The sequence below is a fragment of the Roseibium sp. genome (assembly GCF_051016195.1).
In the GTDB taxonomy this organism is placed as follows: domain Bacteria; phylum Pseudomonadota; class Alphaproteobacteria; order Rhizobiales; family Stappiaceae; genus Roseibium.
The window spans coordinates 1,554,008-1,576,635 of sequence record NZ_CP134616.1 but is presented as its reverse complement, the minus strand read 5'-3'; the positions used below and the strand labels follow the sequence as shown (position 1 = coordinate 1,576,635).

Sequence of the window (22,628 nt, the reverse complement as noted above, 5' to 3'; positions counted from 1 at the left end):
ACGACCTAGGACATTGCATCATGCCGACACGCTTTGCCTCCCGTCTTGCAGAACATTTTGGCCGCCTGTTTCTGGCAGCAGCTCTGGTTCTCACATGTCTGCTGCCGGCGCACGCGCTGACGCAGGAGGAGCAAAAGACGCTCAAGGAGCTGAGCAGCTATTTCAACTCCGTGAAAACGATGCACGGCGACTTCATCCAGTTCGGTCCTGACGGCAGCCAGTCGGACGGAAAGTTCTACATGGCGCGTCCCGGCAAGGTTCGTTTCTATTACAACAAGCCGTCCGTTCTCGACATCGTGGCCGACGGCAAATCCGTCTCGGTGAAAGACCGCAAGCTGAACACCCAGGATATCTGGCCTCTGGGCCAAACCCCGCTCCGGTTCCTGCTGTCCGACACCATCGACCTTGAAAAAGACACCAACGTCACGAATGTCCTTGTCGAAAAGGATCTGATCACCGTCACGATTTTCGACAAGACACGGTTCAACTCCGGAACTTTGACGCTCATCTTCGACACAGACAATTTCGCCCTGAAGCAATGGACCGTGACAGATCAGCAGGGCTACGACACATCCGTTGCCGTCTATAATGTCGTCTCCAACGCCCCGACCAACCCCGATCTCTTCAAGATCGACTACCTGGCCAATGCCAACCAGCGCAAAGGCCGGAATTGAACGGCAAAGGGCTGTCGCAAACCGGAGACATGAACCGCCGGTCGCTCGTTTTTGAGCTGCTTCAACTCTATTGCACCGAACACGGCCTCCGCCTGACTGCCGGCGATAGCCACGGTCACGCGGGCTGTGTGGAAAACGCAAACGGCAAGCGCTGGCTGTTCAAGGGAACGCGATTCGACATCAATCCGCTCGGCAGTGCCGAGATCGCGAATGACAAGGCCTATTCGCTCCACTTCCTTGAACAGGCGGGTATTCCTGTCCCCGAAAGCCTTCTGGTCTTCGGCGCGGAGATACGCAAAGGCAATCAAATGCCTCCGTCCGTTTCGCGGTTCGCTGAAAAACAGGGCTTTCCCCTCTTCCTGAAACCCAACATCGGTCGGGAAGGACAGGACGTCATGCGCATCCATGGCGGCTCTGAACTGCGCAACGCGCTCCAGCTGCTTTCGCACACCCACATGCAGCTTCTTGTCCAGCAGGAGATCCAAGGACGCGATCTGCGCGTCATCATTCTTGACGGAGAGGTCCTCTGTGCCATCGAGCGCAAGGCACCTCATGTCACCGGCGACGGACGGCAGAGCATCGCCGCACTGATCGGCCGTGACCAAAGAGCCCTCTCGGCAGACAGCAGGATCGATGCGGCATTGACACTGCAAGGGCTCACACGCGCAAGTGTTCCGGAAGCAGGCAACAGCGTCGCGCTGCTGCCCGTCACCAATCTTTCCGCGGGTGGAGCCGCCGAAATCGTGACAGACAAGCTTGGATCGGAAATCCCTGAAATCGCGCGCAAGGCGGCTGACGCGCTGGGGCTCAGATATGCAGGTGTCGACATGATTGTTCGGGGCGGCGATTGGACCGGCGCTGACGCGGTCGTCCTTGAAGTAAACGCTGCGCCCGGGCTGAACAATCTCTTCCGGCAGGGCCCCAGAGAAGCGGAAAGCGTCAGAAGTATATATGCGATGCTCTTCAATAGATTGTTTGAAAAATAGCTCGAAAATAACGATAATGGGTTATTAATATTTGGATTTCTGAGGAGAATTTCGATCTAAATTCTTTCTTTGTAGCTTAATTTCATTCCCAGACGCTGTAAAACTTCAATTCAACAAAAAACAGCCATCTTTCGTGTCTCATTTCTGCATCTGCCGCTGATCGCCGGCTCTGAATACTGCTCGACGATAACAGGGGCCATCGCATGGAAGTCGTGTGAGCGAATGCTGGACGATCGCGTGCAGGTGGTTGGGGTAAAGCGCGTTTCAGCGACGGAAAACTCGCATTGGGACCGCTCGTTTAGGAGATCAAGAAGATGTCGAATGTATTGCCGCTTCGGGAGGACAGTTTCCAGCTGCACAGGCAGTATCCTTCGCTTTACTTTCCCAAGGACGGGTACGTCTTTGTCGTGGCATTCGGACGGTCCGGGTCAACCCTGACACAGTACTTGCTGAATTCCATACCGGGATATTTCGTACGGGGTGAAAACTGCAACGCGCTTGTTCACCTGTGCCGGTCGGTGACGGCCATTCTCGGCGAGGGAAACTTTCAGCAACGGCAGGAGCCGCAGCGGTCGATCAGCTCCAGCGAACGGTCCTATTTCGGCAAGATGGTCGGCACGTCGCTCGACCCCTGGTACGGCATGGAGGATGTGGACGTCGACGACTACGCCCTGAGCCTGTTCGATACCTTCGTCTCGAAGGTGCTTTGTCCGAAGGGAGACGCCCGCGTTCTGGGTTTCAAGGAAATCCGGTATCACAACGATCCGAAATACTTCCCGAAATTCCTGGACACCATCCGGACCTATTTCCCGGGCAGCCGGTTCATTTTCCAGAACCGCGACTTTGAAAATGTCGTCAAATCGTCGTTCTGGAAAAACATGCAGCCCTCCGACGTTCGCCGGAAATGGGACAATTTCGAGGACCTGACCGCGGCTTATGCCGAGAAAAACGCCGCGGTCTGCCACCGCCTGAGATACGAAGACTATCTGGAAGGTGCCGGGAAACTCGAACCCTTGTTCGACTTCCTAAAGGAACCGTTTGACGCGGCCAAGGTGGCGGAGCTTCTGGAAACCAGACTGAAACACTAGTCATCTGAATCTGAAGTTCGCTTCGGAGTCTGCTGAAACGATGATGCGAACTTCAAATTCACCGCGCTAGGGTCAGGACCCTGGACCCATTCAAGACGGATCGGCTGCAGACCATTACTGCTCGCCGAGCTTCATTTCAGGCGAGTATTCGCCCTCTGCTTCCTTGACCACTGCCTGTGCGCAGATCGCCGCTCCGTTCGCGGAATCGAATGAAACCGACGGGGACCCGTGAAGGTCCCAGCCATTGTTAAGCGCCTGGGTCACCCGATGGCAGAAGGCGCTGTCATCCGTCCCGGTGATCAGTCTGTAGAGTTTCATCTGTGTGTCCTGTTAACCCCGTGCGGCAATGGCATCGGCAATCGCGATAACTCTCTTGCCCATGTCCGCATGTAGCCTCTCGACCATTTTCCCGTCTACCTGGATCACGCCCTTGTCCGCGTTTTCAGGCTGTTCGAATGCTTCATTGATCCTGCGCGCCCAGTCGATCTCCGCATCCGTCGGACTGAATGCGGCATGGCAAGGCGCAAGCTGTTTCGGATGGATCAGGGTCTTGCCATCCATGCCCATCTCCGCACCTTGCGCGCATTCGGCGGCAAACCCGTCTTCGTCCTGAAAGGCGTTGAAGACGCCGTCCAGAATGTCGATTCCGCCCGCCCGCGCCGCTGCAACACATGTCATCAGCCACGGCATCATCGCCGCCCGCCCGGGCGTGAGGCGGGCGCGCGTTTCCTTGGCAAGGTCGTTCGTCCCCATGACGAAGCAATCCAGCCTGACTTCCGGGTCCCTGCCACAGGCACCGATGGCGCCGGCGTTCAGCATGGCGTCGGGCGTTTCCATCATCGCCCAAAGCGACAGGTTCGCAGGCGCATTGTGGAGCGACAGCATGTGCGCGACCCGCTGCAGATCGGCAGCCGAGTTCACCTTGGGCACAAGGATTGCGTCCGGACCTGCCTGGATCGCGGCCTGAAGATCCGTTTCACCCCAGGGCGTCTCAAGCGAATTGATCCGGATCACCACCTCCCGGTCACCGTAACCTCCCGCCGCAATTGCGTCGTTGATCTGCTTGCGTGCGAGTTCCTTGGCATCGGGCGCGACGGCATCTTCAAGATCCAAGAGCAGGCAGTCGACATCGAGGCTTTTCGCCTTTTCGAGAGCGCGGGCATTGGAGCCCGGCATGTAGAGGGCTGAACGGCGGGGCCTGATCATTGCGGTCATCGGGACATCCTGTGGCTACTGTACCAAGTTGGTGCAGCCTAGAAGATTGTGCTGCGCAGCGAAATTCACCGAAGGGAGAAGAAATCGTCTGTTTTCAGACGGCGCTCTTGCCGCCCCCCTTTCTGAAGATCATGTCCTTCGCCGCAATCACGGCGCCAAGCGTGATCGCGAGGCAGGCGATCAGCACGGAGAGCGTCAGCGCACCGAAGCCGAAGGCGATAAGCAGAAGCGTCGACAGCAACGGTGCCGAATAGGCAGCCGCCCCGAGCACCTGGATGTCTCCGCGTTTGACGCCGATGTCCCAGGTGAAAAACGCGAGACCCACGGGAAACAGCGCCAGCGCGAAGACGGAACCCCACTCCAGGGCATCGCCCGGCCAGACCGTTTGTTCCAGCATCAGGTGACAGGCTGCGGAAAGCACCGCGGTCATCAGACAGAAGCCTGCCACGGCTTCCGTCGGCACCTTGCCAAGCCTCCTGGACAGGACCGAATAGCTTGACCAGAACAGCGAAGACGCAACTGCGGCGCCGTAACCGATGGCATGACCCCCTGAAAACCGGATGCCGTCGCCGCCGCTGATCAGAAGCGCGGCACCGCCAAGGCCGAGCACCGTGCCGAGAACGTGGTGCGCCCGCAGTTTTTCCCCTGGAAGATACGCCGAAAAGAGAACGATCAACAGCGGCCAAGTGTAGTTGATGAGATTTGCCTCGACCGGCGGCGCATTCCGGATCGCGGTGAAGTAGAAGAAATGAAACCCGAACAGGCCGGCCGTGCCGAAGATCCAGACCTTGACCGGTTGCCTGAGAAGAGCAAATTTTCCCGAAGAAACCAGCCAGAGCGCCGCAAGCGAACCGGATATGCCGAAGCAGAGTGCATTCAGCAAGAAGGGAGGGACGTTTCCCGAACCCGCTCCGAAGACGCCGAGCGTCGCCCACATCAGGACAGCGCTCAGGCCAATGGCTGTTGCTCTGATTTTTCCCGTATCTGCCACGTTCAATTGCCTGCTTCAGAGTGTCGTGCGCTCTTGGCATGAATCGCCGAAAATCGAAAGAGGCTCTTGCACACGGGAAGAAATTGATTCAAGTCCTTGATCCCGGCTCCTGTTTCGGGACATGTTGGGGCACGATTTTTTGACCTGTGATATCCGGGGACTTCATGACAACTGCGGAAATCAGAACGCTTGGGCAGGATGATGCTCACAAGCTTGCGCCACTCATCGCAGAAAACGCGCAGGCCCTGAAGCGCGGAGCGCCCCGGCGCCCCGACGACTACTACGCTGAGCGCATCCTTTCAGACAAGAACGCGGAAGTCCTCGGCGCCTTCTCGGGTGAGGAACTGATCGGGTTTGGTGTCTATTTCGATCTTCCCGAACTGATCACGGGGCTGCGCATTGGTCAGCTTGACGAAATCTATGTCCATCCGGATCATCGCAACAAGGGAACGGGCGGGAAGATCATCGAGGCTCTTGTAAGTGAAGGCAAGAAGCGCGGCTGGCTTCATCTGCGCTGGATCGTTCCGGGCAAGAATGCACCTGCCGTGGCGCTATACGAGAAGATCGCCGAACCCGACCATCGCAAGAGTTACGTCATCCCGATAGACCGTATCGCCGGCGACTGAGCGGCAGCGGCGCTCCCTGTGCAGTCATGTTCCCGCTGAAAAGAGGGGCGGGATCCGGCCGAGGGTGAGAAAGCCGATCCGTATCAATCCCTGATCGATCGCAACGGGAAGCGTGATGGATGGAATGCCGTCGACCTCGCTTTCCGCACCTTTCAGGCTCTGCACCACGCTTCTGACAAGCGAAAAACTGCTGTCCTGAGGCGGAAACAGGGGTTCGATCAGGTCAAGCAATCCGTCTGCATTGCCGACGATCAGGTTGATCTTGCCGGAAATCGTGCCGTCCCCGTTGACCAGGAGATCTCCGGCCGCATTGATCCGGCTGTCACCCAGAACGGTTTCGAACAGCACCAGTTTCACGGGAAGGCGGCCATTCTGCTGCTGAACCAGCCTGGCGAGATTCGCCCCGCTCAGAAGTGCTGCGCCGCCCGTCACCTGAACATGACTGCGCAGGTCGATTGTCGCGCCGAATTCCGGCAGCGACTTCAGCTGCAATGCGTCGACGGAAACAAATCCGTCCACCGCACCGGCTGTTTCGGGAGCGGTCCGCAGATGAAGTTCCGCCTTGTCCGCCGCAAAGTGGCCCCTTGATACCGGATTTTCAAATGCCGCTTCCGGCTTGCTCAGAACAGCATCGAACGCGCCAAGCGCCGTGCTCGAAAACTTCACGCTCGCACGGGCGGTATCCCAACTCATCTCGCCCAGGAGACCCCTGAGCGGCTCGGCGATGGCTGCCGGAGCCTTGGCCTCGAAAATGATGTGCCAGGGGTTATAGATCAGCGCCACGGCGTTGAGCCCGCCGAGCGACCCCTTTGTGCCGTACCTGTCGTTGGACGCAAGATCCCTGCAATAGACTTCATATCGGAAAGGGTATCCCGCGATGGCAAGGTCAGAGCAGGAAAGATCAAGCCCTTTGGTCTTCATGGCCCGCAGTTGCGTTTCAAACTGGTCCGCCAGCACGGACCGCCCGAAGAACCAGGCGCCGGACCATCCGGCGATCACGAGCCCGATGGCGCACAGAAGCAGAATGTACCGGCGTCTGGTTGGCTTGCTGGGCTTGTTCTCGTGTTCTGACACAGTTTTCATCGCTTTCGGTTCGGGCGCTCTTGATCAGACCGGCTTGTGCACTTCATTGAATCATCGTGCGTGTATTGCTATCTCCCCCGGCGGCACAATGATAGACAGGACGATATGAGCAATTTTTGGGTATTTGGCTACGGGTCGCTGATGTGGAACCCGGGATTCGACCATATTCGATCCGAACAGGCCCTTTTGAGAGGCGCTCACCGGGCGCTCTGCGTTTACTCCTGGGTTCATCGCGGCACCCAGGAACGTCCCGGTCTCGTGTTCGGACTGGACAATGGCGGTGCCTGCCGTGGCATGGCCTATCAGGTGGCGGAAGACATCTGGCCGGACACCCTTGAGTATCTGCGGGCGCGCGAGCAGACCACGATGGTCTACAAGGAACATTTGCACAATATCGAACTTGAGGGCGGTGAAAAGGTACATGCGCTTGTCTACATGGTGGATCATGGCCACCCGCAATATGCCGGCGCGCTGCCTTTGGAGCAGCAGCTTGAAATCGTGAATGGCGCCGTCGGAAAATCCGGGGAAAACCCGGAATACGTCATCAATACCGCTGCTCATCTGGAGGAAATGGGCATCGCCGACACCAATCTTGCCTGGCTCGCGGAACGCCTGAAGCTACTGTGAGGACATGGCCTGCGCGGCCGGAGTCTGCCTGGCCTCATCAACATCCCTGAGTACAGGAGACGGGCTCGGCGCGCTCCTGGCTTCCTCGATCAGCCTGTTGCTCGCCGTTTCAATCGTGTCCACCAACTGTTCATAGAACACATCGTTCGAAAGCCCCGGCTCGATCGGCGGCAGAATTTCCACGATCACCGTTCCCGGGTAAACCTTCCACGACGACCGGGGCCAGTAGAGGCCGGCATTGTGCGCGATTGGCACCACCGGACACTTCAGGTCCCGGTAGAGATGCGTGATCCCGTACTTGTACTTCGGCTCCGCGCCGGCGGGACGGCGCGTCCCCTCCGGGAAAATCATGATCTGCCGTTCTTCTGCAATCGCTTCCTTGGCCGCTTCCATCATCGCCGCCAGCGCTTCGGAGCGTTTGCCCCTGTTGATGGGGATCTGCCTGTACTTGGCGGTGTACCAGCCGAATATCGGGATCCAGCGCAATTCCCGCTTCAGGATGAAGGTTGGACTTGCAAAAAGCGGGATGAGCGCCACTGTCTCCCAGGCCGACTGGTGTTTCATTGCCGCTATGTAGCCGCCTTTCGGCAGATTTTCCCGGCCCCTGATTTCCACCTTGAGGCCAGCAACCACACGCATCAGCCAGATCAGCGAGCGCGACCAGAACGGCACGATGGGCCAGCCCCACTTGCGCGGCAAAAGCATCACCGGTGAGAACAGGATCATTTCTATGAAGGTCACCGCGTAGAACAGCACCTGAAAAAGGGTAGATCGCAGAAGAAGCATGGCACCAGAAAACGTGAACAGAGCAAGGTTGCCGCTAAACCAGGTTCTGATTGATATCAGCTCATGGCCCGTACGGTATTGCGGAGTCTGGCGAGGATATACTTCACATATTCGCGCATGAGAAGCCGGATCGTTGCAGGCTTCTGATACCAGGTGTCCAATTCAAGATCCTTGGCGAACACCGGATAGGCAATCAGGTCGACATCCGGCAAGACATCGGCCAATTCCGCCTTGGCCCTCGGAATGTGATAGGCGCTGGTGACAACCAGCAATGAACTGAACCCGTTCTTCTGCACCCATACGGCGGTTTCAGTCGCGTTGCCGGCCGTATTGAGCGCGACCCTGTCGAGATCGACGCTGCCCTTTTCGAGCGGCATGCTGGACGAGGTCACTGCGGCCAGCTGCTCACGCGTCGTGCCGGGATGAACTCCGGAAATCAGCAGGCGGGCGGCATGACCCTCTTCCAGCAGGCGCAGTCCTTCGCGCACGCGCGCCTGCCCTCCCGTCAGCACAACGATCGCATCCGCATTGGCCGTGCTCGGAACTCTTGCTGTCGATATCTGGTGCGCGAAATAGAGAAACTGGCCCAACACTCCGGCGGCAAGCGCAAGCAGAACGGTTACGAAGGCAACACGCAGGCCAAACCGTTTTTTCCGTCCGAAACCCGGAGCAGGGCGAGCGCTGTCTGCGGACACACGCGCCTGCGCGGCGGCGCTATCCTGAGCTGCGCCGGCTTCCAGGCCATTCCCGGCGGCCGAATCAATGGCTGTGTCTACACGCATGGTGTGGCAATTGTGGTATGCGATTGAGCCAATTTCGCGGCACTCGCCATTAAATTCAATCCACCTTCGCCAGATGGGCCTTGACCGCGAGCCCGGATGTCAGGGCCGTCAGGATCGCGACAAGGAACACGACCGCCAGAACGCCCAGGTATCCCGGCACGCTGACGGAGACGGAACCGAACAGGGCCGACAACTGGTCTGACCCTGCCTGTCCGGATGCCTGCCGAGTGAGCAGATCCACGATCACGAAACACAGGACGGCCGCAACGCCGCCCGACACGCCGCCCTTGAGACCAAGCATAAGGAAGTGCCGTTGAAACTCCCGCGCAATAAAACTGTCCTCTGCGCCGACGAAATGAAGCACGGACACGACATCCTTGTTGCCGGCCATGGCGGATTGCGTTGCGAACACCACGCTCAGCACCATGGACCCAAGAACAAGGATCATGATAGCGACCCCTCCGGCGACGACTGCTCCGGCCATGGCAGAAAGACGGGATGTCCAGATGGAATGATCGTCGACGCTCGCGCCCGTAACCTGCTGGGACACGGACGCACGCAACTGGTCAAGATCGAGAAGCGCGGGATTGCCGACCGAGATCTGGATAAGTCGCGGGACGGGCAATCCGTCAAGTTCAAGGCCTTCACCGAGCCACGGTTCCAACAGGGATTTCGTTTCCGAATCCGACAGCGCCCGAACCGAACCAATGCCCGGGAACTCCTGCACCAGCGCTACGGCCTTGTCGATCTCGCGCAGCATGTCGACACCTTCTGTCGGCCGGATCTGGATCGTGATCTCCCGCACGAGGTCGTTCTGCCAGGCATCGGCGGCGTCCCAGACGACGGACACGGCGCCGACCGTCAGACAGGCCAGAAAACTCATGATGGCGACCACAAGCGTCAGGGCGCGGCCGGCGACAGACTGCGGCGGCACGATCGCAGCCGACGGTCTGAGTTTCGCCGAATCACCCTGTTCCGGTTTCGCCGGTTTGGACTTGGGTTTCTTTTTGGGCCGCTTGGAACGCCCCGACCGCTCGGGCGGCTTGACTTCGACGACAGACGCCTGCTTGTCATCTTCTGTGTCTGGTTGGGCCATTCTGCTGCCTGGTTGTCTGTCTGCCGCCGACGCCTTGCGTTGAAGGGGTCTTGTTAGTCGAATATCGAAAGGCGTCCGTCCGCCAGCACCATCCGCCGCGCATCAACCTGTTCCAGCAATGCGATATCGTGCGTCGCGATGACCACGGAAGTGCCGAGTTTGTTCAATTCTATGAAAAGACGCAACAGACGGCGCGCGAGAGGTGGGTCGACATTGCCCGTGGGCTCGTCGGCGAGGAGAACCTCGGGCCGCGTGATGAGCGCTCTTGCGATCGCCGCACGCTGTTTCTCGCCCCCGGACAGGACGGGCGGAAGGACATGCATCCTGTCGCCCAGCCCGACCCACTTCAGCAGGTCGATCACGTCCGCCCGGTAGTCGGACTCCTGTTTGCCGACAACGCGCAACGGCAACGCGACATTCTCATAGGTCGTCAGGTGGTCGAGCAGCCGAAAGTCCTGGAACACCACGCCGATCTTACGCCGCAGCTTCGGCAATTCCTGCTTGTCGATAACGCTCAGATCGCGATTGAAGACCTTGATCAATCCGCGGGTCGGCCGGAGCGACATGAACAGAAGCCGGATCAGGCTGGTCTTTCCCGCGCCCGATGGCCCGGTCAGGAACTGAAACGACTGGGGTTCGATCTGAAAAGTCAGATCGCGCAGGATTTCCGGTCCCATGCCGTATCTCAATCCGACATTTTCAAAGCGGATCACAAATATGTCTCCTGTTGATGGACCGACGCTATAGCCATGCCGTTAACGGTGCATTAATCATATAAAGGTCCATTAGAATCCGGAAAGCCCATCACTGGAATTGCTGGCATTTGTCCAACATTTCGTGCCGGAATTCGCCCGATCGGTCACACGAGAACAGCACTTGAGCACGCCATGACGAAAGGTCTTCAAAAATGAAGATCACATGTCCGGATTGCAGTACCTCCTACGAAATCAAGGCGGAAGCTGTAGGCCAGCAGGGGCGCAGCGTCAAATGCGCCAAGTGTGGCAACCGGTGGTTCGTGTCAGCGGATGACGATGCCGCGGAGTTCAAGAGCGCGGAAGCCGGGCCGGACGCAGAACCGGATGAAAGCGATGCCGCCCAGGATGAAGCGGACTGGGCGACGGATGCGCAGGAAGATGCCGGTTCTTCCGACGAAGACTTCGGGAACGACGACGACAATGCGCTCGATTCCACCGACGATGGCGAGGATTTTTCCACAGACGAAGATCTGCCCTCGAAAGAGGACGAGGACCGGTTCGCCGCCGACCTGAAAGAAGACGAAAAGGGCGATGAGGACGACGGCAATGACGACATTGAGTCACAGGCCAAGAGGCCGAAGATCATCGTCAATCCGGACAAGTTCCGGCGAAATCACATCGGCGCTGTCATCGGGTGGCTGGCGCGGCGCAATTTCCGTCGGATCGGCGGTATCGTCATATTCGGCATCGCGCTTGCCGCGGTAGCCTCGTTCGTCTTTCTGCGCGACAACATGGTCAAACAGTCGCCGGATCTAGCGAGTCTGTTCCAGATGATCGGGTTCGAGGTCAATTTGCGTGGATTGGAATTCCGGAACCTGCGGACATTTTCCGAAGTTGAAGGCGGAAAGCAGATCCTCGTCGTTGAGGGCTCGATCCGCAATCTGCTCGATGAGTCGAACGCCGTTCCGGCCGTCAGGCTGTCGATTCGCAATTCAGACCTCCAGGAAGTATACGCCTGGACCGTGGAACCCAGGACCAAGGCACTGAATGGGCTCGACGAGACCAGGTTCAGGACAATACTGGCCGACCCTCCGCAAGACGCATCCGACATACAGGTCCGTTTCATCAATCGCGGGCAACGCCAGATAGTGCTTGAGTGACCATGACAACAAACATTCATACGCTTTTCGACGAAGACGCCATTGCCATGCGGGTGGCAGCGCTTGCGCGGGAAATCGCGGAAGGACAGCCCAAGGATCTTCTTGTCGTAGCGGTTCTGAAGGGCAGTTTCATCTTTGCAGCCGATCTCGTCAGGGCGATGCACCGCGCCGAGTTGGAACCGGAAATGGAATTTATCCACCTGTCCTCCTATGGCGCCGGCACGGAGGGATCAGACAACATTCGCGTGCTGCGTGATGTTGAAAGCGACGTGACCAATCGCGACATAATTCTGGTGGACGACATTCTGGAATCGGGCCGCACGCTGGCCTTCGCACGCGAGCGGCTTATGGAGCGCGGCGCACGGTCTGTCAAGATCGCGGCCTTGCTGGACAAACCCGAGCGCCGCAAAGCTGCCATATCTGCAGATTATGTGGGATTTGCCTGTCCTGATAAGTTTGTCGTCGGATACGGTATGGATATGGGTCACGCGTGGCGGCAGTTGCCCTTTATTGGATATGTTGCTCCTTCGGAAAGCGAAGCGGCAGCTGACGGCAAGACAGGAGAGTGAGCATGTCTCGCATTCTTCTCACGGAAGACGATGACGCGGTAAGAAGCTTTGTAAAACGCGCATTGGAGCTGGACGGGCATACGGTCAGTGTTGCCGAAGACGGTGGTGAAGCCGTGGAAGTGCTCAGCCGCGAAGAGGACGGTTTCGACCTGCTTGTCTCCGATATCAAGATGCCGGTCATGGACGGGATTGCGCTTGCGCTGCACACGGCCCGCGACTTTCCGGACATGCCGATCCTGCTCATGACAGGTTTCGCCGATCAGCGCGAAAGGGCCAACGGACTGGACGCACTGGTTCACGATGTGATCACAAAGCCGTTCTCGCTTGTCGACATCCGCAAGGCCGTGCGCGACGCCATCGCCGGCGTCCTGCCCGAAGACACGCGCAGATACGCGTGACGCTCGGCGCCTTTTCGGTCCCGGACTTGCCGCCCACCCGCCGGGTTTGAAACCGGGAACGCGCGCAGGCACACCAGATTGACGCGCTCAGTTTCATCTTCTACCAAGCAAGCATGATCACTTTCGCGTTCGCGGTCTTCTTCCTCATCATCACACCCGGACCTGGCGTCCTGTCTGTCGCCGGCGTCGGCTCGGCCTTCGGCTTTGCGCCGGGCGCGCGCTACATCGGCGGACTTTTCGTCGGCACCAATCTGGTTGCGCTCGCTGTTGTTTCCGGAATGGCGGCGGTCATTCTTGCAAACGAGAATATCAGGGCCGCTCTCATGGTCGCCTCCTTGGGATACTTGATGTATCTCGCCTACAAGATCGCGTTCGCAGGTTCGCGCATCGGCTTCAGCGAAGCGAAAAAGGCGCCTGGATTCTGGTCCGGCATCATCCTTCAGACCGTGAACCCCAAGGCCTATGCGGTCAACACCGCTCTCCTGACCGGATTTGCTTTCTGGCCGGAAAGCCTTGTCATCGAAACCGCCCTGAAATTCCTGATCATGAACATGATCTGGCTGCCGATCCACTTCATCTGGCTTTACGCGGGGATGGCATTGCACCGCCTCGATCTGGACCCGCGCGTGCAGCGGCGCATCAACTTTGCAATGGCCGCTTCGCTTCTGGCGGTCGTCGCCCTGGCGTTTTTCGCGCAATCCTGAACACTGCCGAGAACCTCTCCGCACATGCAGGCTGAATGTTGATCCGGCGACCGGTGGCAAGAAGAGCGTATTTTTGACCCGATATGACTGCTCACCGACAGCTCCCGAGCAATTGCCGGCGAACGGGATCTTGGGCCGAACTGCCCGCTTCCGCGTCACCTTGAGGTATTTCGGCCTCCTGTTATAGACTTCTGAAGGTGCAGGCGATTGCCTTGGTTCCCGTCTATCCGCGTTCAATGCGCGTTCAATGCGCGTTCGGATGGGCCGGAGCCGGGGCGTTCGCGACATCTGCATCATTGCGTGGGTGGGGTCATGCGTCGCGTTCTTTTGGCAGTGTTCGTTCTAACATTCCTGGCAACGGCCAAGGGTCTTGCCGCGGAAAAACGCGTTGCGCTGGTGATCGGCAACGCGGCATATGAGAATGCCGGCGAACTGGCCAACCCGCTCAACGATGCATCGGATATGGCCGAAAAACTCGAGACCCTCGGTTTTGAGGTTGTGAAGGGCACGGATCTCGATTTCACCGGCATGCGGCGCACCGTCCGGGACTTCGTGAACTCCCTGAAAGACGCGGACATTGCGCTGTTCTACTACGCCGGACACGGACTTCAGGTTCGGGGCAGGAACTACCTGGTCCCGGTTGACGCGCAACTGCGCTCGGAAAACGATATCGATTTCGAGGCGATGCCGATTTCACTGGTCATGTCGGCGATGGAGCGCTTGAGCAGAACCAGCCTGATTTTTCTGGATGCCTGCAGGAACAACCCGCTGGCCCGGAACCTGGCCCGGTCCATGGGTACCCGGTCCACGTCCGTTGGAAACGGTCTGGCCCGCGTCGGCTCCGGCGTCGGGACGCTTGTTTCCTTTTCAACACAGCCCGGCAACGTTGCCCTGGATGGTGAAGGACGCAACAGTCCGTTCACGGGAGCCCTGGTCGAGCATCTCGGGCACCCGGGAGAGGATATTTCGCAAAACCTGGTGCGGGTACGCGTCGATGTTCTGCAAGCGACCGGTGGACAACAGATCCCTTGGGAAAACTCGTCCCTGACCGGCAAGGTCATCCTGAAGCAGGAACAGGTCTCCAAGAGCACAGAGACACCCGATCTGCAGATTGAGCTGGCCTATTGGAATTCGATCAAGGACGCGACCAACGAGGGCTATTTCGAAAGCTACCTGTCGCAATACCCGAATGGAAAATTCGCGGCGATCGCGCGACTGAAGCTGGAAGACCTCAAGCAGTCGAGTGTGACAGCGGAAAAACGCGTTCAAACACCGCAGGCGGAAGAAGAGACGCAGACCAAGGACATTCAGGTTTCGGCTCTCACGCCACCCAGTGATCCCATTGAGGAACAAGGGCTTGCCGAACCCGGCAACGACAGGGCCCTCGTACGCTCCCTGCAGTCCGAACTCAACCGCCTTGGCTGCAAGGCCGGAACGGCGGACGGAGTCTGGGGCCGCAAAAGCCGACAGGCGCTCGAAAGCTATGCCCGGCATTCGGGCCGCAGCGTGTCAGCGCTGGATCTATCCGCAGACCTCCTGCAGCAGCTCAAGCGCAATCCGTCCCGCGTCTGCCCGGCGGCCAACGGACCAGGTCTGAACGGTAGCTGGATGCTTGTCCGCATTTCCAAGGGATCATGCGGATGGAACCGCCTGGGGCAGACAGTCCAGATCAGGGACGGTGTCATCACCCGTGGCACCAACTTGAAAGGCACAATCAGCGATACCGGCCGCGTCAATATCAAGCTCTACTTCTTCCACGAGGGTCGAACCCAGAGCAATACCCTGTCCGGAACCATCGGCGAGAATGGCGGCAACGGCACGTTTCGGCACGACCAGGGCAATTGCCGCGGCAATTTCACGCTTACGCGGCAGTGACGCCGCCATTCCGGATTCGATCACAACTCTTTTGTCAATCAATCTCGATGAGATACCCTTTAGGGTTGTCAGGAGAGTTACTTGCCCAGGTTCTGAGGGGTTCGTTCCGGCTCTGCGATTTGAGAAGCACGTTGAAAGCGGCATAGTCGCTGCTTTTTTCGGGCCTTGGATGACCGTCCGCCCAAGCGCGGAATGTCACCGGCTCACCCGTGACCCAAACCCAGCCGCCGGAAGGTTCCTGGCTTCCGGGAATCTGATAGAGCCCGAAATAGGGCCCGTTCAGCTCGTTTGCAGGAGCATAATACTCAAGGAAGCGCTCATCGTTTCGAAACAGATCGGAAAGGAAACGGTTTTCTTCTGCATCGGAAATCGTGGCGAGGTAACCTCCAGCCTTTTTTGCAAGATCGTTGCCCAATTTCCAGCTACGCGCATATCCCCCCGGAAGCACCGCGAGGTAAAGATGTCCCTCGTGGTAGTCGAAGATGAACTCGTATCCATCCAATGCGACCATGGCTTTCGCAAGTCTGGGTTCGAGCCCCGGCGGCAGCTCGTCAATGTCGTGTTTTCGAGCTTTTCCGGACTTAAGCGCATCGATCCTGGGAACATCAGGGAGAACGCGGAGCAGTGCGCGATCGACTTTGCTGCCATGCGGGATACCCGCGCGCAGCCGTGCAGAGGCGATCGCAGCCCTTGTTCTCGGCCCGAACACACCGTCCGGCGTTCCCGTATCGTGTCCGAGATATGACAAAGCGCGCTGTACCGCGATTCCCTGCTCCCGTGAGAGAATTGCCGCGCCAGAAGAATCGAACGAAACGTCCAGCCACAGTTCCCTGGAAAGACCCTGACCTGTAGACGTGGATCGAGCGACAAGTTTGTCTCGCGCCTCCCTGGCAGCCAGAACAACTGCCTCGTCTGTCTTGTGACCGTATGCGCGCAGGAACGTGTTCCAGGCTTTCAGGGTTCCAAGCTCTTGCGCTTCGCTGTAGCGCTCGAATAGCCGTTGGCGAACGGAAGGCGGAGGCATCTCGGCATCTTCAGGTTCAATCGCCGAAACCGCAGGCGTTGGAACCAGAAAGATGTCCCGCCCGGGCAGAGACCCGTAGGTGAAGGGTTCCTGTGAACCGTTGGTCAGGTCATAGACGTTGTCCCGGATCTTGCGGAACATCTTCCCGATTTCAAGTCCCGGTTGTTCGATATGGTTGAGAAGAGCCCGGGCATAGGGACTGTTGCGGCCTTCCCCGTCGAGCGCCAGTGTGCCGCTCCGGGCGGCATAGCCGACAAGAACACCGCCCGGCTCAATGCGCCCAAGACCGCGTCCGATGGACCGGGTTGCGGTCGTTCGGATCATATCGACAATGAACGGATTATTGCGGCAGGCATCGACAAGAACGACTTTCAGTCCCGGCGAGTAAGCAATGGCCCCGATAAGGGTATCCAAGCGAATCGCTTCAAAATCGACGTCGCGATCGCTCCGCAGTTCCGCGTTCGATGGAATCAGGTAATTTGTGTTGTCAATTTCTATCCCGTGACCGGCAAAATATATGAATACCATCTCCGCATCTGCGGCTGTCTCGGCGAAGTCCCGAATCGCAAGCCGCATTTCGCGGTAATCGAGGTCAAACCCCGAGGTGACTTCAAAACCGATGCGGGAAAGCGCGTCTGCAATATCTGAAGCATCGTTCGCGGGATTGTCGAGTTTGCTCACATATTCATAGTCAGAGTTGCCGATGACTAGCGCAACACGTTTGCCAACCGAAGCCTGAACGGGCGACAGGGCGAGGGTGAACACCGCAGCAACAGCAATCCCGAGAGCAAGAAACCAGCGGGTAGAAATGATTCTTGCACCTTCACGGTTTGTCTGAGATCCAAGACAGGTTTTCATCGCGGTACTTCCTCCGGTTTCAACCCTGCCGACCGCAAAAGGTCGCCAAAACCCGTCTGGTCCGTCACCCGCACCTGCCCCGATTGATCGCTTTCCGTCAGGAATCCGAGGGCATCGAACCAAACGCCCTGAGACGCTGCGTCCGCTGCATCTTGAACTGATGGGCCCGATCGCCGCTCGACCAGGCCCCTTGCGGGCACGAAGACTTCACCCGTTGTTTCGTCGGCAAGCATGACCCTGAACTCGTAAAGCTGTCCAGGCGGCAGCGGCACACCGGACTTTGCCAGATCAAGAGCGTAGAGACCGGGTTGGATGTCACCGCGCATTGTCGTCTCCGCAACGGGTGCACCGCCGCTCAATGGGACGAGTTCGGCCCGCATCAGCCCTTGCTGCGCCGTACTGAGGGACCAAAGCAGCGCGGGCGATTCTGCAATAGCGACACCGCCTCCTTCCGGGATCAGGATCTGAATGCTCTGAGGCGTCGATAAGAGTTCCCGCGTTCCGGCCCCGATCATGTCGGCAGGAGCTCCGGCCGCAGGCGGTACAAAGACAATTTTCGTGGACGGCAGTTTTTGATCCGGGGCGCCCGTCGTCCAGATGAACACGAGGGCGCCCAAGCCGCCCACAGCAGTCGCGGCCAGCATCAGTATTATGGTGCGCAAAACGCTTCTCACCGCAATGTCCCGGTGAACATGTCTATAAAAGCCCCTTTATCAGCAGGATCCGGTGTTTTCTTAGCCCATCGTCGTGCAGCAATTCTCCAGCCGGCTCGAGCACAGCATAATCATCCACCAGCCGCGCGAATTCCTCCGAACAGCAAATGGTGACGGATTGACTGCCCCGGTCTTCAATCCTCTTGCCAAAGCTCTCGATCCGAGCGGCAGTATTCACTGTATTCCCGATGAGATTGTATTTCATCGCCTGCATTCCGCCAATCGCACCCCCAAAGACCTCCCCGCAATGCAGGCCAATACGCAGATGGTAAGGCCAGCCTGTTTTGTTTTGCGCATTCAGCCGGTCTATCGTTTCACGCATCAAAAGCGCGCACCGGCAAGCGGCGCGGGCGTTTGCCTGTTCCGGACAGTCAACCGGATTGGGGAGGGGCGCACCGAACGCCACCAGAATGCCGTCTCCGGTGTATTTCTCCACGAAACCGCGCTGATCTGCCGCGTCTGCGCCGAGAGCATCAAGAACGGTGCCGATCCAGTCCATGAACGCCTTGGGCTCGGCAACGCCGCTGACCCGGGTCGACCCTGCGATGTCAGCGTAAAGAAGACTGACCGTCAGCCGGCGCGGAACGGGTTTGCCGCCGACCAGGATCTGCTCCCTCTGCAGCCAGATTTCCTGCGAGAGCTCCGGTGACAACTGGCTTTGAAACAGCTTTGAAAGCGTCGTGCGCTGGCGCCGCGCCACGATCGCGACTATGGAGAAGGAAACCAGGAACGAAACCATCCAGGCAAGCGCAACAGGCACGGCGGGCAGCCAGACCCCGAAAGTCATGGCGGCTGACATCAGCACCAGGATCGAAACTGCACCGCCCAGACCTGCGGCGAAGGTGAAGGCCGCGTTGCGCAGGAAAAGCGCCACCGCCGCTCCAATCAGGGCCGATATGGCGATGACGAAGGTCTGCAGCGGTTTTGGAACATCCGTCAGCGGCCGAAGATGGCCTGCGGCATGATCCAGGATTTGCTGAACGATTGCGGCGTGCAACTGGAGACCATAAACGAACCATGCACCGGAGCGGCGGTTCACCGGTGTAACGAAGTGGTCCTTGATCGTGTCGCTGATCAGTCCGATCAGCACGACCTTGTCCCGGAGCACATTGTCTTCGATGTTTCCTTCGAGCAGATCCCTTGCGTTGACGACAGGCGAAATCGGCAACTCGTGCCGGAACCGGGTCATGATCTGATAGCCCGCCGTGTCCGCCCGGACGTAACTGCCAAACCCTGGCGTCAAAGGCGGAACGGGAGTCTCGCCGAGAAGGATAACACGGGGATCGGCCGGCGAAGGCACCGGGTCCTCGATGCCGAACACTTTCATGGCGAGTTTCATTGCAAACGACAGATGCAGGGCCTCACCATTCCTGGCGAGCAGCAGGGACCGTCTCGCAACGCCATCTGCATCGAGAGGCACATCGGAGAACCCGAAGGCACCTGTTTGTGCCGACGCCGACGGCGCCCGGATCAGGATGCCGCCGTCTTCGGCAAGCTTCGTGATCGTAACGACACGATCGTCTTTCAGAACCGCATCAAGGGTTTGGGAACCGGGCTCTACCGGCCTGTCGCGGTAGATATCAATGCCGACAACAGCCGCCTTCGCTTCAAGCGCTGCGTCCGTAATTTGAGCCAGCTTGTCATCGGAAAGCGGCCAGCCCCAGTCGCCGAGATCGGCTTCATAGATCGCAACGACAGCGACATCGTCAGTTTGGCCGTTATGCGCCAGCAGAGACGTCGTGAAATCATAGTGGGTCAACTCGAGAGACTGGAGCATGCCCAGTTGACGCAGGCCAAGTACGGCGAGAAACACGATGGTGGACACTGTCAGCCACAGCGCGATCGACATGTTTCGCGACAGAATCCACCCTGGCATAGCCGTCCCTGGTCAACTTGTTTCCAGGGATCATATCCCGAGTTCAGACAAAAGCCACGCCTGCTGCGTGATGGCAGGGTGAGCAGCGCCGCGGCCGACCGCGGAGCGGCCGGCTCATGCCGCGATCAGTATCGCTTCAGGAGACGTTCCAGATAATCCAGTTCCAGCTGCGGCCGGGAGGGGTCCGAGAAACGTCTGCGCAGTTCTTCCAGAATGCGCCGGGCCCGCTGCACGTCAATTTCATCCGGGATCTGTACCCGGTTGTTGAAGTCGGGTCCTTCGGTGCGCCGCGGGCGCCCAAGCGGATCTTCGTCGAGCGGCGAGGGGCCGTTCGGATTGCCGGCGCCTTCGCCCTGTCCCATCATCTGCTCGGTCATGCTCTGGGCACCGCGGCGGAGCGCATCAAGCGCATCGCCCTGTTGTCCGAGAGCCTGCTGGCCTTGTCCCTGGCCGAGCGACTGCTGCGCGTCCCCCATGGATTCGCCTGCCTGGCCCAGAGCTTCGTTCTGGCCCATGCCGTTCTGGCCCAGCTGATCCATCAACTGCTGCAACTGTTGCGCAAGGTCGCCCTGACCCTGCTGGAGTTGCTGCAGCATCTGCTCCAGTTGCTCCTGGGTCATCTGTTGACCCTGACCCTGTTGCCCTTGCTGCTGCTGGCCCTGCTGCTGATTGCCGCGCTGGCGCTGCTCATCCTGGTTGAAACGATGCGTTTCATCCATCAGCTGCTGCTGTTGCTGGATCATCTCACCAAGCTGGTTGAGCATCTCCATCATTTCGCTGTTCATGCCTTCAGGCATCATCTGCGGTCTGCCGGCCTGAAGGTTTTCCAGCATCTGCTGCATCTGGGCAAGCAGCTCACGCGCGGCATCCCGCGATCCGGTTCGGGCAAGTTCCTCGATCCGGTCAAGCATCTCGCTCAGATCCTGCTGATTGAGCGTCTGCTGGTTTCCGTCAAACGGCTGCATCGCTTGCGGATTCTGGCGCATCTGCTCCGCCAGCGCCTGCATGTATTCGTTCAGCGCCTCACGCAGTTCCTGGGTCAGCCGCGCGATTTCCTCGTCGCTCGCGCCTTCTTCCAGCGCCTTGCGCAGGGCCTCCTGGGCATCCCTCAGCTTGCGCTCGGCCGCGGACAGATCACCGTCCTCAATCGAGAGCGCGAGATCCCACAAAAGCGGCAGCATCGCCTTGAGATCGTCATCTGTTTCCGCGCTGGTCAGCTCACCATAGGCAAAGCGCATCCCGAGATAATTGCGCGCCCTGAAATCGAACAGTTCAGGCGCAAGCATCAGGGCATCGATCGCCGTGATCACCTGCGCGTGGTTTTGCGCATCCAGGGCAAGGTTGCGGCGCTGTTCGACAATCGCCCGCGCCAGCGGCTTGGCAAAGCGGCGTTGCGGCAAGGTAATGCGGTAAGGGGGAGAAAAACCTTCCTGAGAGGCCTGATCACGCGCGAGCAGGGTCAGATCAACCTCAGATCCGGCCCAGGGGTGCGACGTCAGATCCCGGATGGTCTCAGCCGTCTTGGCGGTTCCGGTGCGTGGCGGCAGCGACAGCGGAAACTGGGGCGCCTCGACGAGCGGACGGGGGACCCGGTCCTGATGATCCGGATTGGGCAACGGCGTGATCCGGGCCTCGGCGGCCACAACACCGTAATCGTCGTTCACCAGATACGAGAATTTAAGCGCGCCGCTCAGCTGGGCTTCCGGATCATCGACAAGACGGATTTCCGGCGCGTCGTCCGGCTTCACGGCAAAGACGAACCGCAAGAAGGGCTCTTCAGGCGTATCCGTGTTCGAAAGTTCAACGACACCGGTCGTTTCAAGCGTTAATCGTCTTTCGAGTGGCAACAGCTTTGCAAGCTCGGCGTCGGCCTCCTCCCCGAGAGCCTGATCCGGCTCAATGACGGTCGGCTCGGCATCGTCCGGGCCGGCAAACGTCATGCTGATTTCCTGCGATCCTTGCGAGCGGACCACGAGCACCGAGCCCTCGGGCACGTGGACCGGTGCACCGGCGTCGCGCAGCTGCGCGCTCTCGCCGGTGAGATAGACCGGCGGCTCGCTCGTATAGATCGGCGGTGTGACCCAGGCATCGAGCCTGCTTGGCGGTTCGACGGTCTTGAACGGGTTCTGGAATGCGGATGTCAGCCGGCCCATATGGTCGCCCTTGGCAGCGGCGAACCCGATCACGAGCAGACTTGCGGCAAGAACGCGGAAGGCCCACGGATCACGGCGGAAGGCCTGCGGATCAGGCGCTTTGGAACGGATCGATGCAACGGCCTCAGCGGTTCGCCGCTGATGGAGAGCCCAGATCGCACGGCTTTCCGCGTTGTCAGTTCCGACCGACAGGTCGTCCTCGAGCGCGGTCAGCGGCCGGTGCTTGTAGCCTGACGTTTTTTCCACGCGCTGCAACGCATCTTCGCGCGATGGCCACTTGAGCTTGAGCAGGTCTTTTGCGGCCCACACGAGTGCGGCCGCAAAAACGGCAATCCCGGCAAGTCCGATCCAAACCGGCAGGATGGTCCAGAGCCCAAGCCAGGACAGGCCGACGTAAATGCCGACAACGACGAGCAGCGGCAGAACGGCGCGCCACAGGCGCTCGACAAACAGGAAGAACCGGCTTTGGCCGATCAGCGTATCAAGGCGCGACTGAATGTAGTCCCGCCAGCCGGACGCATTTTTCGAATGTCCCAGATCCTGATCGCTCTCTTTCGGGCTCAAAGGCACCTCCGGTTCATATCCCGCGTCCGCGGCAACCGTGATTGCCGGCGTTGGAATTGGCCCACCACCCTATAAGGTGAGGCAT

22 protein-coding genes are annotated in these 22,628 nt (G+C 59.0%); 10 read left to right on the top strand and 12 right to left on the bottom strand.

Annotated features, from left to right (window positions below; all coding sequences use genetic code 11):
- Positions 1-20 precede the first annotated feature (20 nt).
- From RDA78_RS07270 to RDA78_RS07260, 3 genes are all read left to right on the top strand, one after another.
- Positions 21-674 (top strand): LolA family protein, encoded by a 654-nt coding sequence (locus tag RDA78_RS07270; protein ID WP_434054664.1) that lies wholly within the window; start codon positions 21-23, stop codon positions 672-674.
- Positions 675-703: 29 nt separating this feature from the next.
- On the top strand, positions 704-1,660 hold the full coding sequence (locus RDA78_RS07265) for an ATP-grasp domain-containing protein (RefSeq protein WP_434054663.1): 957 nt from the start codon (positions 704-706) through the stop codon (positions 1,658-1,660).
- A gap of 314 nt (positions 1,661-1,974) precedes the next feature.
- Positions 1,975-2,748: a sulfotransferase gene (locus RDA78_RS07260; RefSeq protein WP_434054662.1), complete on the top strand. Its 774-nt coding sequence runs from the start codon at positions 1,975-1,977 to the stop codon at positions 2,746-2,748.
- 114 nt (positions 2,749-2,862) lie between these two features.
- On the opposite strand, the gene RDA78_RS07255 is transcribed toward RDA78_RS07260, so the two are convergent.
- The 3 genes from RDA78_RS07255 to yddG all read right to left on the bottom strand — a co-directional run bounded on the left by RDA78_RS07255 (position 2,863) and on the right by yddG (position 4,900).
- Positions 2,863-3,066 (bottom strand): DUF1737 domain-containing protein, encoded by a 204-nt coding sequence (locus RDA78_RS07255; protein WP_434054661.1) that lies wholly within the window; start codon positions 3,064-3,066, stop codon positions 2,863-2,865.
- A 12-nt stretch (positions 3,067-3,078) separates the two neighbouring features.
- Positions 3,079-3,963, bottom strand: a complete 885-nt coding sequence (locus tag RDA78_RS07250; RefSeq protein WP_434054660.1) for an HpcH/HpaI aldolase/citrate lyase family protein — start codon at positions 3,961-3,963, stop codon at positions 3,079-3,081.
- 94 nt (positions 3,964-4,057) lie between these two features.
- Positions 4,058-4,900, bottom strand: a complete 843-nt coding sequence (gene yddG, locus RDA78_RS07245) for an aromatic amino acid exporter YddG (RefSeq protein WP_434056114.1) — start codon at positions 4,898-4,900, stop codon at positions 4,058-4,060.
- A gap of 218 nt (positions 4,901-5,118) precedes the next feature.
- On the opposite strand from yddG, the gene RDA78_RS07240 reads away from it, so the two are divergent.
- Positions 5,119-5,580 (top strand): GNAT family N-acetyltransferase, encoded by a 462-nt coding sequence (locus RDA78_RS07240; RefSeq protein ID WP_434054659.1) that lies wholly within the window; start codon positions 5,119-5,121, stop codon positions 5,578-5,580.
- 24 nt (positions 5,581-5,604) lie between these two features.
- On the opposite strand, the gene RDA78_RS07235 is transcribed toward RDA78_RS07240, so the two are convergent.
- Positions 5,605-6,663: a DUF2125 domain-containing protein gene (locus RDA78_RS07235; RefSeq protein WP_434054658.1), complete on the bottom strand. Its 1,059-nt coding sequence runs from the start codon at positions 6,661-6,663 to the stop codon at positions 5,605-5,607.
- Positions 6,664-6,768: 105 nt separating this feature from the next.
- On the opposite strand from RDA78_RS07235, the gene RDA78_RS07230 reads away from it, so the two are divergent.
- On the top strand, positions 6,769-7,290 hold the full coding sequence (locus RDA78_RS07230; protein WP_434054657.1) for a gamma-glutamylcyclotransferase: 522 nt from the start codon (positions 6,769-6,771) through the stop codon (positions 7,288-7,290).
- Here the strand turns inward: RDA78_RS07230 and RDA78_RS07225 are convergent.
- Genes RDA78_RS07225 through ftsE form a run of 4 tightly spaced genes read right to left on the bottom strand, consistent with a single transcriptional unit; the run spans position 7,282 to position 10,667 of the window.
- Positions 7,282-8,076 (bottom strand): lysophospholipid acyltransferase family protein, encoded by a 795-nt coding sequence (locus tag RDA78_RS07225; RefSeq protein WP_434054656.1) that lies wholly within the window; start codon positions 8,074-8,076, stop codon positions 7,282-7,284. The two genes, RDA78_RS07230 and RDA78_RS07225, sit on opposite strands and share 9 nt — an antisense overlap.
- A 56-nt stretch (positions 8,077-8,132) precedes the next feature.
- A complete protein-coding gene (locus RDA78_RS07220) occupies positions 8,133-8,858 on the bottom strand; it encodes a YdcF family protein (RefSeq protein WP_434054655.1) in 726 nt (241 codons plus the stop codon).
- A gap of 55 nt (positions 8,859-8,913) precedes the next feature.
- A complete protein-coding gene (locus tag RDA78_RS07215; RefSeq protein WP_434054654.1) occupies positions 8,914-9,954 on the bottom strand; it encodes a cell division protein FtsX in 1,041 nt (346 codons plus the stop codon).
- A gap of 53 nt (positions 9,955-10,007) precedes the next feature.
- A complete protein-coding gene (gene ftsE / locus RDA78_RS07210) occupies positions 10,008-10,667 on the bottom strand; it encodes a cell division ATP-binding protein FtsE (RefSeq protein ID WP_306142270.1) in 660 nt (219 codons plus the stop codon).
- 194 nt (positions 10,668-10,861) lie between these two features.
- On the opposite strand from ftsE, the gene RDA78_RS07205 reads away from it, so the two are divergent.
- The 5 genes from RDA78_RS07205 to RDA78_RS07185 all read left to right on the top strand — a co-directional run bounded on the left by RDA78_RS07205 (position 10,862) and on the right by RDA78_RS07185 (position 15,355).
- Positions 10,862-11,809 carry a zinc-ribbon domain-containing protein gene (locus tag RDA78_RS07205; RefSeq protein WP_434054653.1) on the top strand — a complete coding sequence of 316 codons (948 nt, stop codon included), beginning with the start codon at positions 10,862-10,864 and terminating at the stop codon, positions 11,807-11,809.
- A 2-nt stretch (positions 11,810-11,811) separates the two neighbouring features.
- A complete protein-coding gene (gene hpt, locus RDA78_RS07200) occupies positions 11,812-12,378 on the top strand; it encodes a hypoxanthine phosphoribosyltransferase (protein WP_434054652.1) in 567 nt (188 codons plus the stop codon).
- A gap of 2 nt (positions 12,379-12,380) precedes the next feature.
- The gene (locus tag RDA78_RS07195) at positions 12,381-12,776 is read left to right on the top strand and encodes a response regulator (RefSeq protein WP_434054651.1); all 396 of its coding nucleotides are present in this window, start codon (positions 12,381-12,383) and stop codon (positions 12,774-12,776) included.
- A 113-nt stretch (positions 12,777-12,889) separates the two neighbouring features.
- Positions 12,890-13,480 (top strand): LysE family translocator, encoded by a 591-nt coding sequence (locus RDA78_RS07190; RefSeq protein WP_434054650.1) that lies wholly within the window; start codon positions 12,890-12,892, stop codon positions 13,478-13,480.
- Positions 13,481-13,792: 312 nt separating this feature from the next.
- Positions 13,793-15,355 (top strand): caspase family protein, encoded by a 1,563-nt coding sequence (locus RDA78_RS07185; RefSeq protein ID WP_434054649.1) that lies wholly within the window; start codon positions 13,793-13,795, stop codon positions 15,353-15,355.
- Positions 15,356-15,389: 34 nt separating this feature from the next.
- On the opposite strand, the gene RDA78_RS07180 is transcribed toward RDA78_RS07185, so the two are convergent.
- The 4 genes from RDA78_RS07180 to RDA78_RS07165 form a co-directional block, all read right to left on the bottom strand.
- A complete protein-coding gene (locus RDA78_RS07180; RefSeq protein ID WP_434054648.1) occupies positions 15,390-17,237 on the bottom strand; it encodes a caspase family protein in 1,848 nt (615 codons plus the stop codon).
- On the bottom strand, positions 17,234-17,899 hold the full coding sequence (locus tag RDA78_RS07175) for a DUF928 domain-containing protein (RefSeq protein ID WP_434054647.1): 666 nt from the start codon (positions 17,897-17,899) through the stop codon (positions 17,234-17,236). Before RDA78_RS07175 ends, RDA78_RS07180 begins: the two co-directional genes overlap by 4 nt.
- A 34-nt stretch (positions 17,900-17,933) precedes the next feature.
- The gene (locus RDA78_RS07170) at positions 17,934-19,826 is read right to left on the bottom strand and encodes a CHASE2 domain-containing protein (protein ID WP_434054646.1); all 1,893 of its coding nucleotides are present in this window, start codon (positions 19,824-19,826) and stop codon (positions 17,934-17,936) included.
- A gap of 125 nt (positions 19,827-19,951) precedes the next feature.
- Complete coding sequence (locus tag RDA78_RS07165) at positions 19,952-22,543, bottom strand: TIGR02302 family protein (protein ID WP_434054645.1); 2,592 nt, start codon at positions 22,541-22,543, stop codon at positions 19,952-19,954.
- Positions 22,544-22,628: the final 85 nt, after the last annotated feature.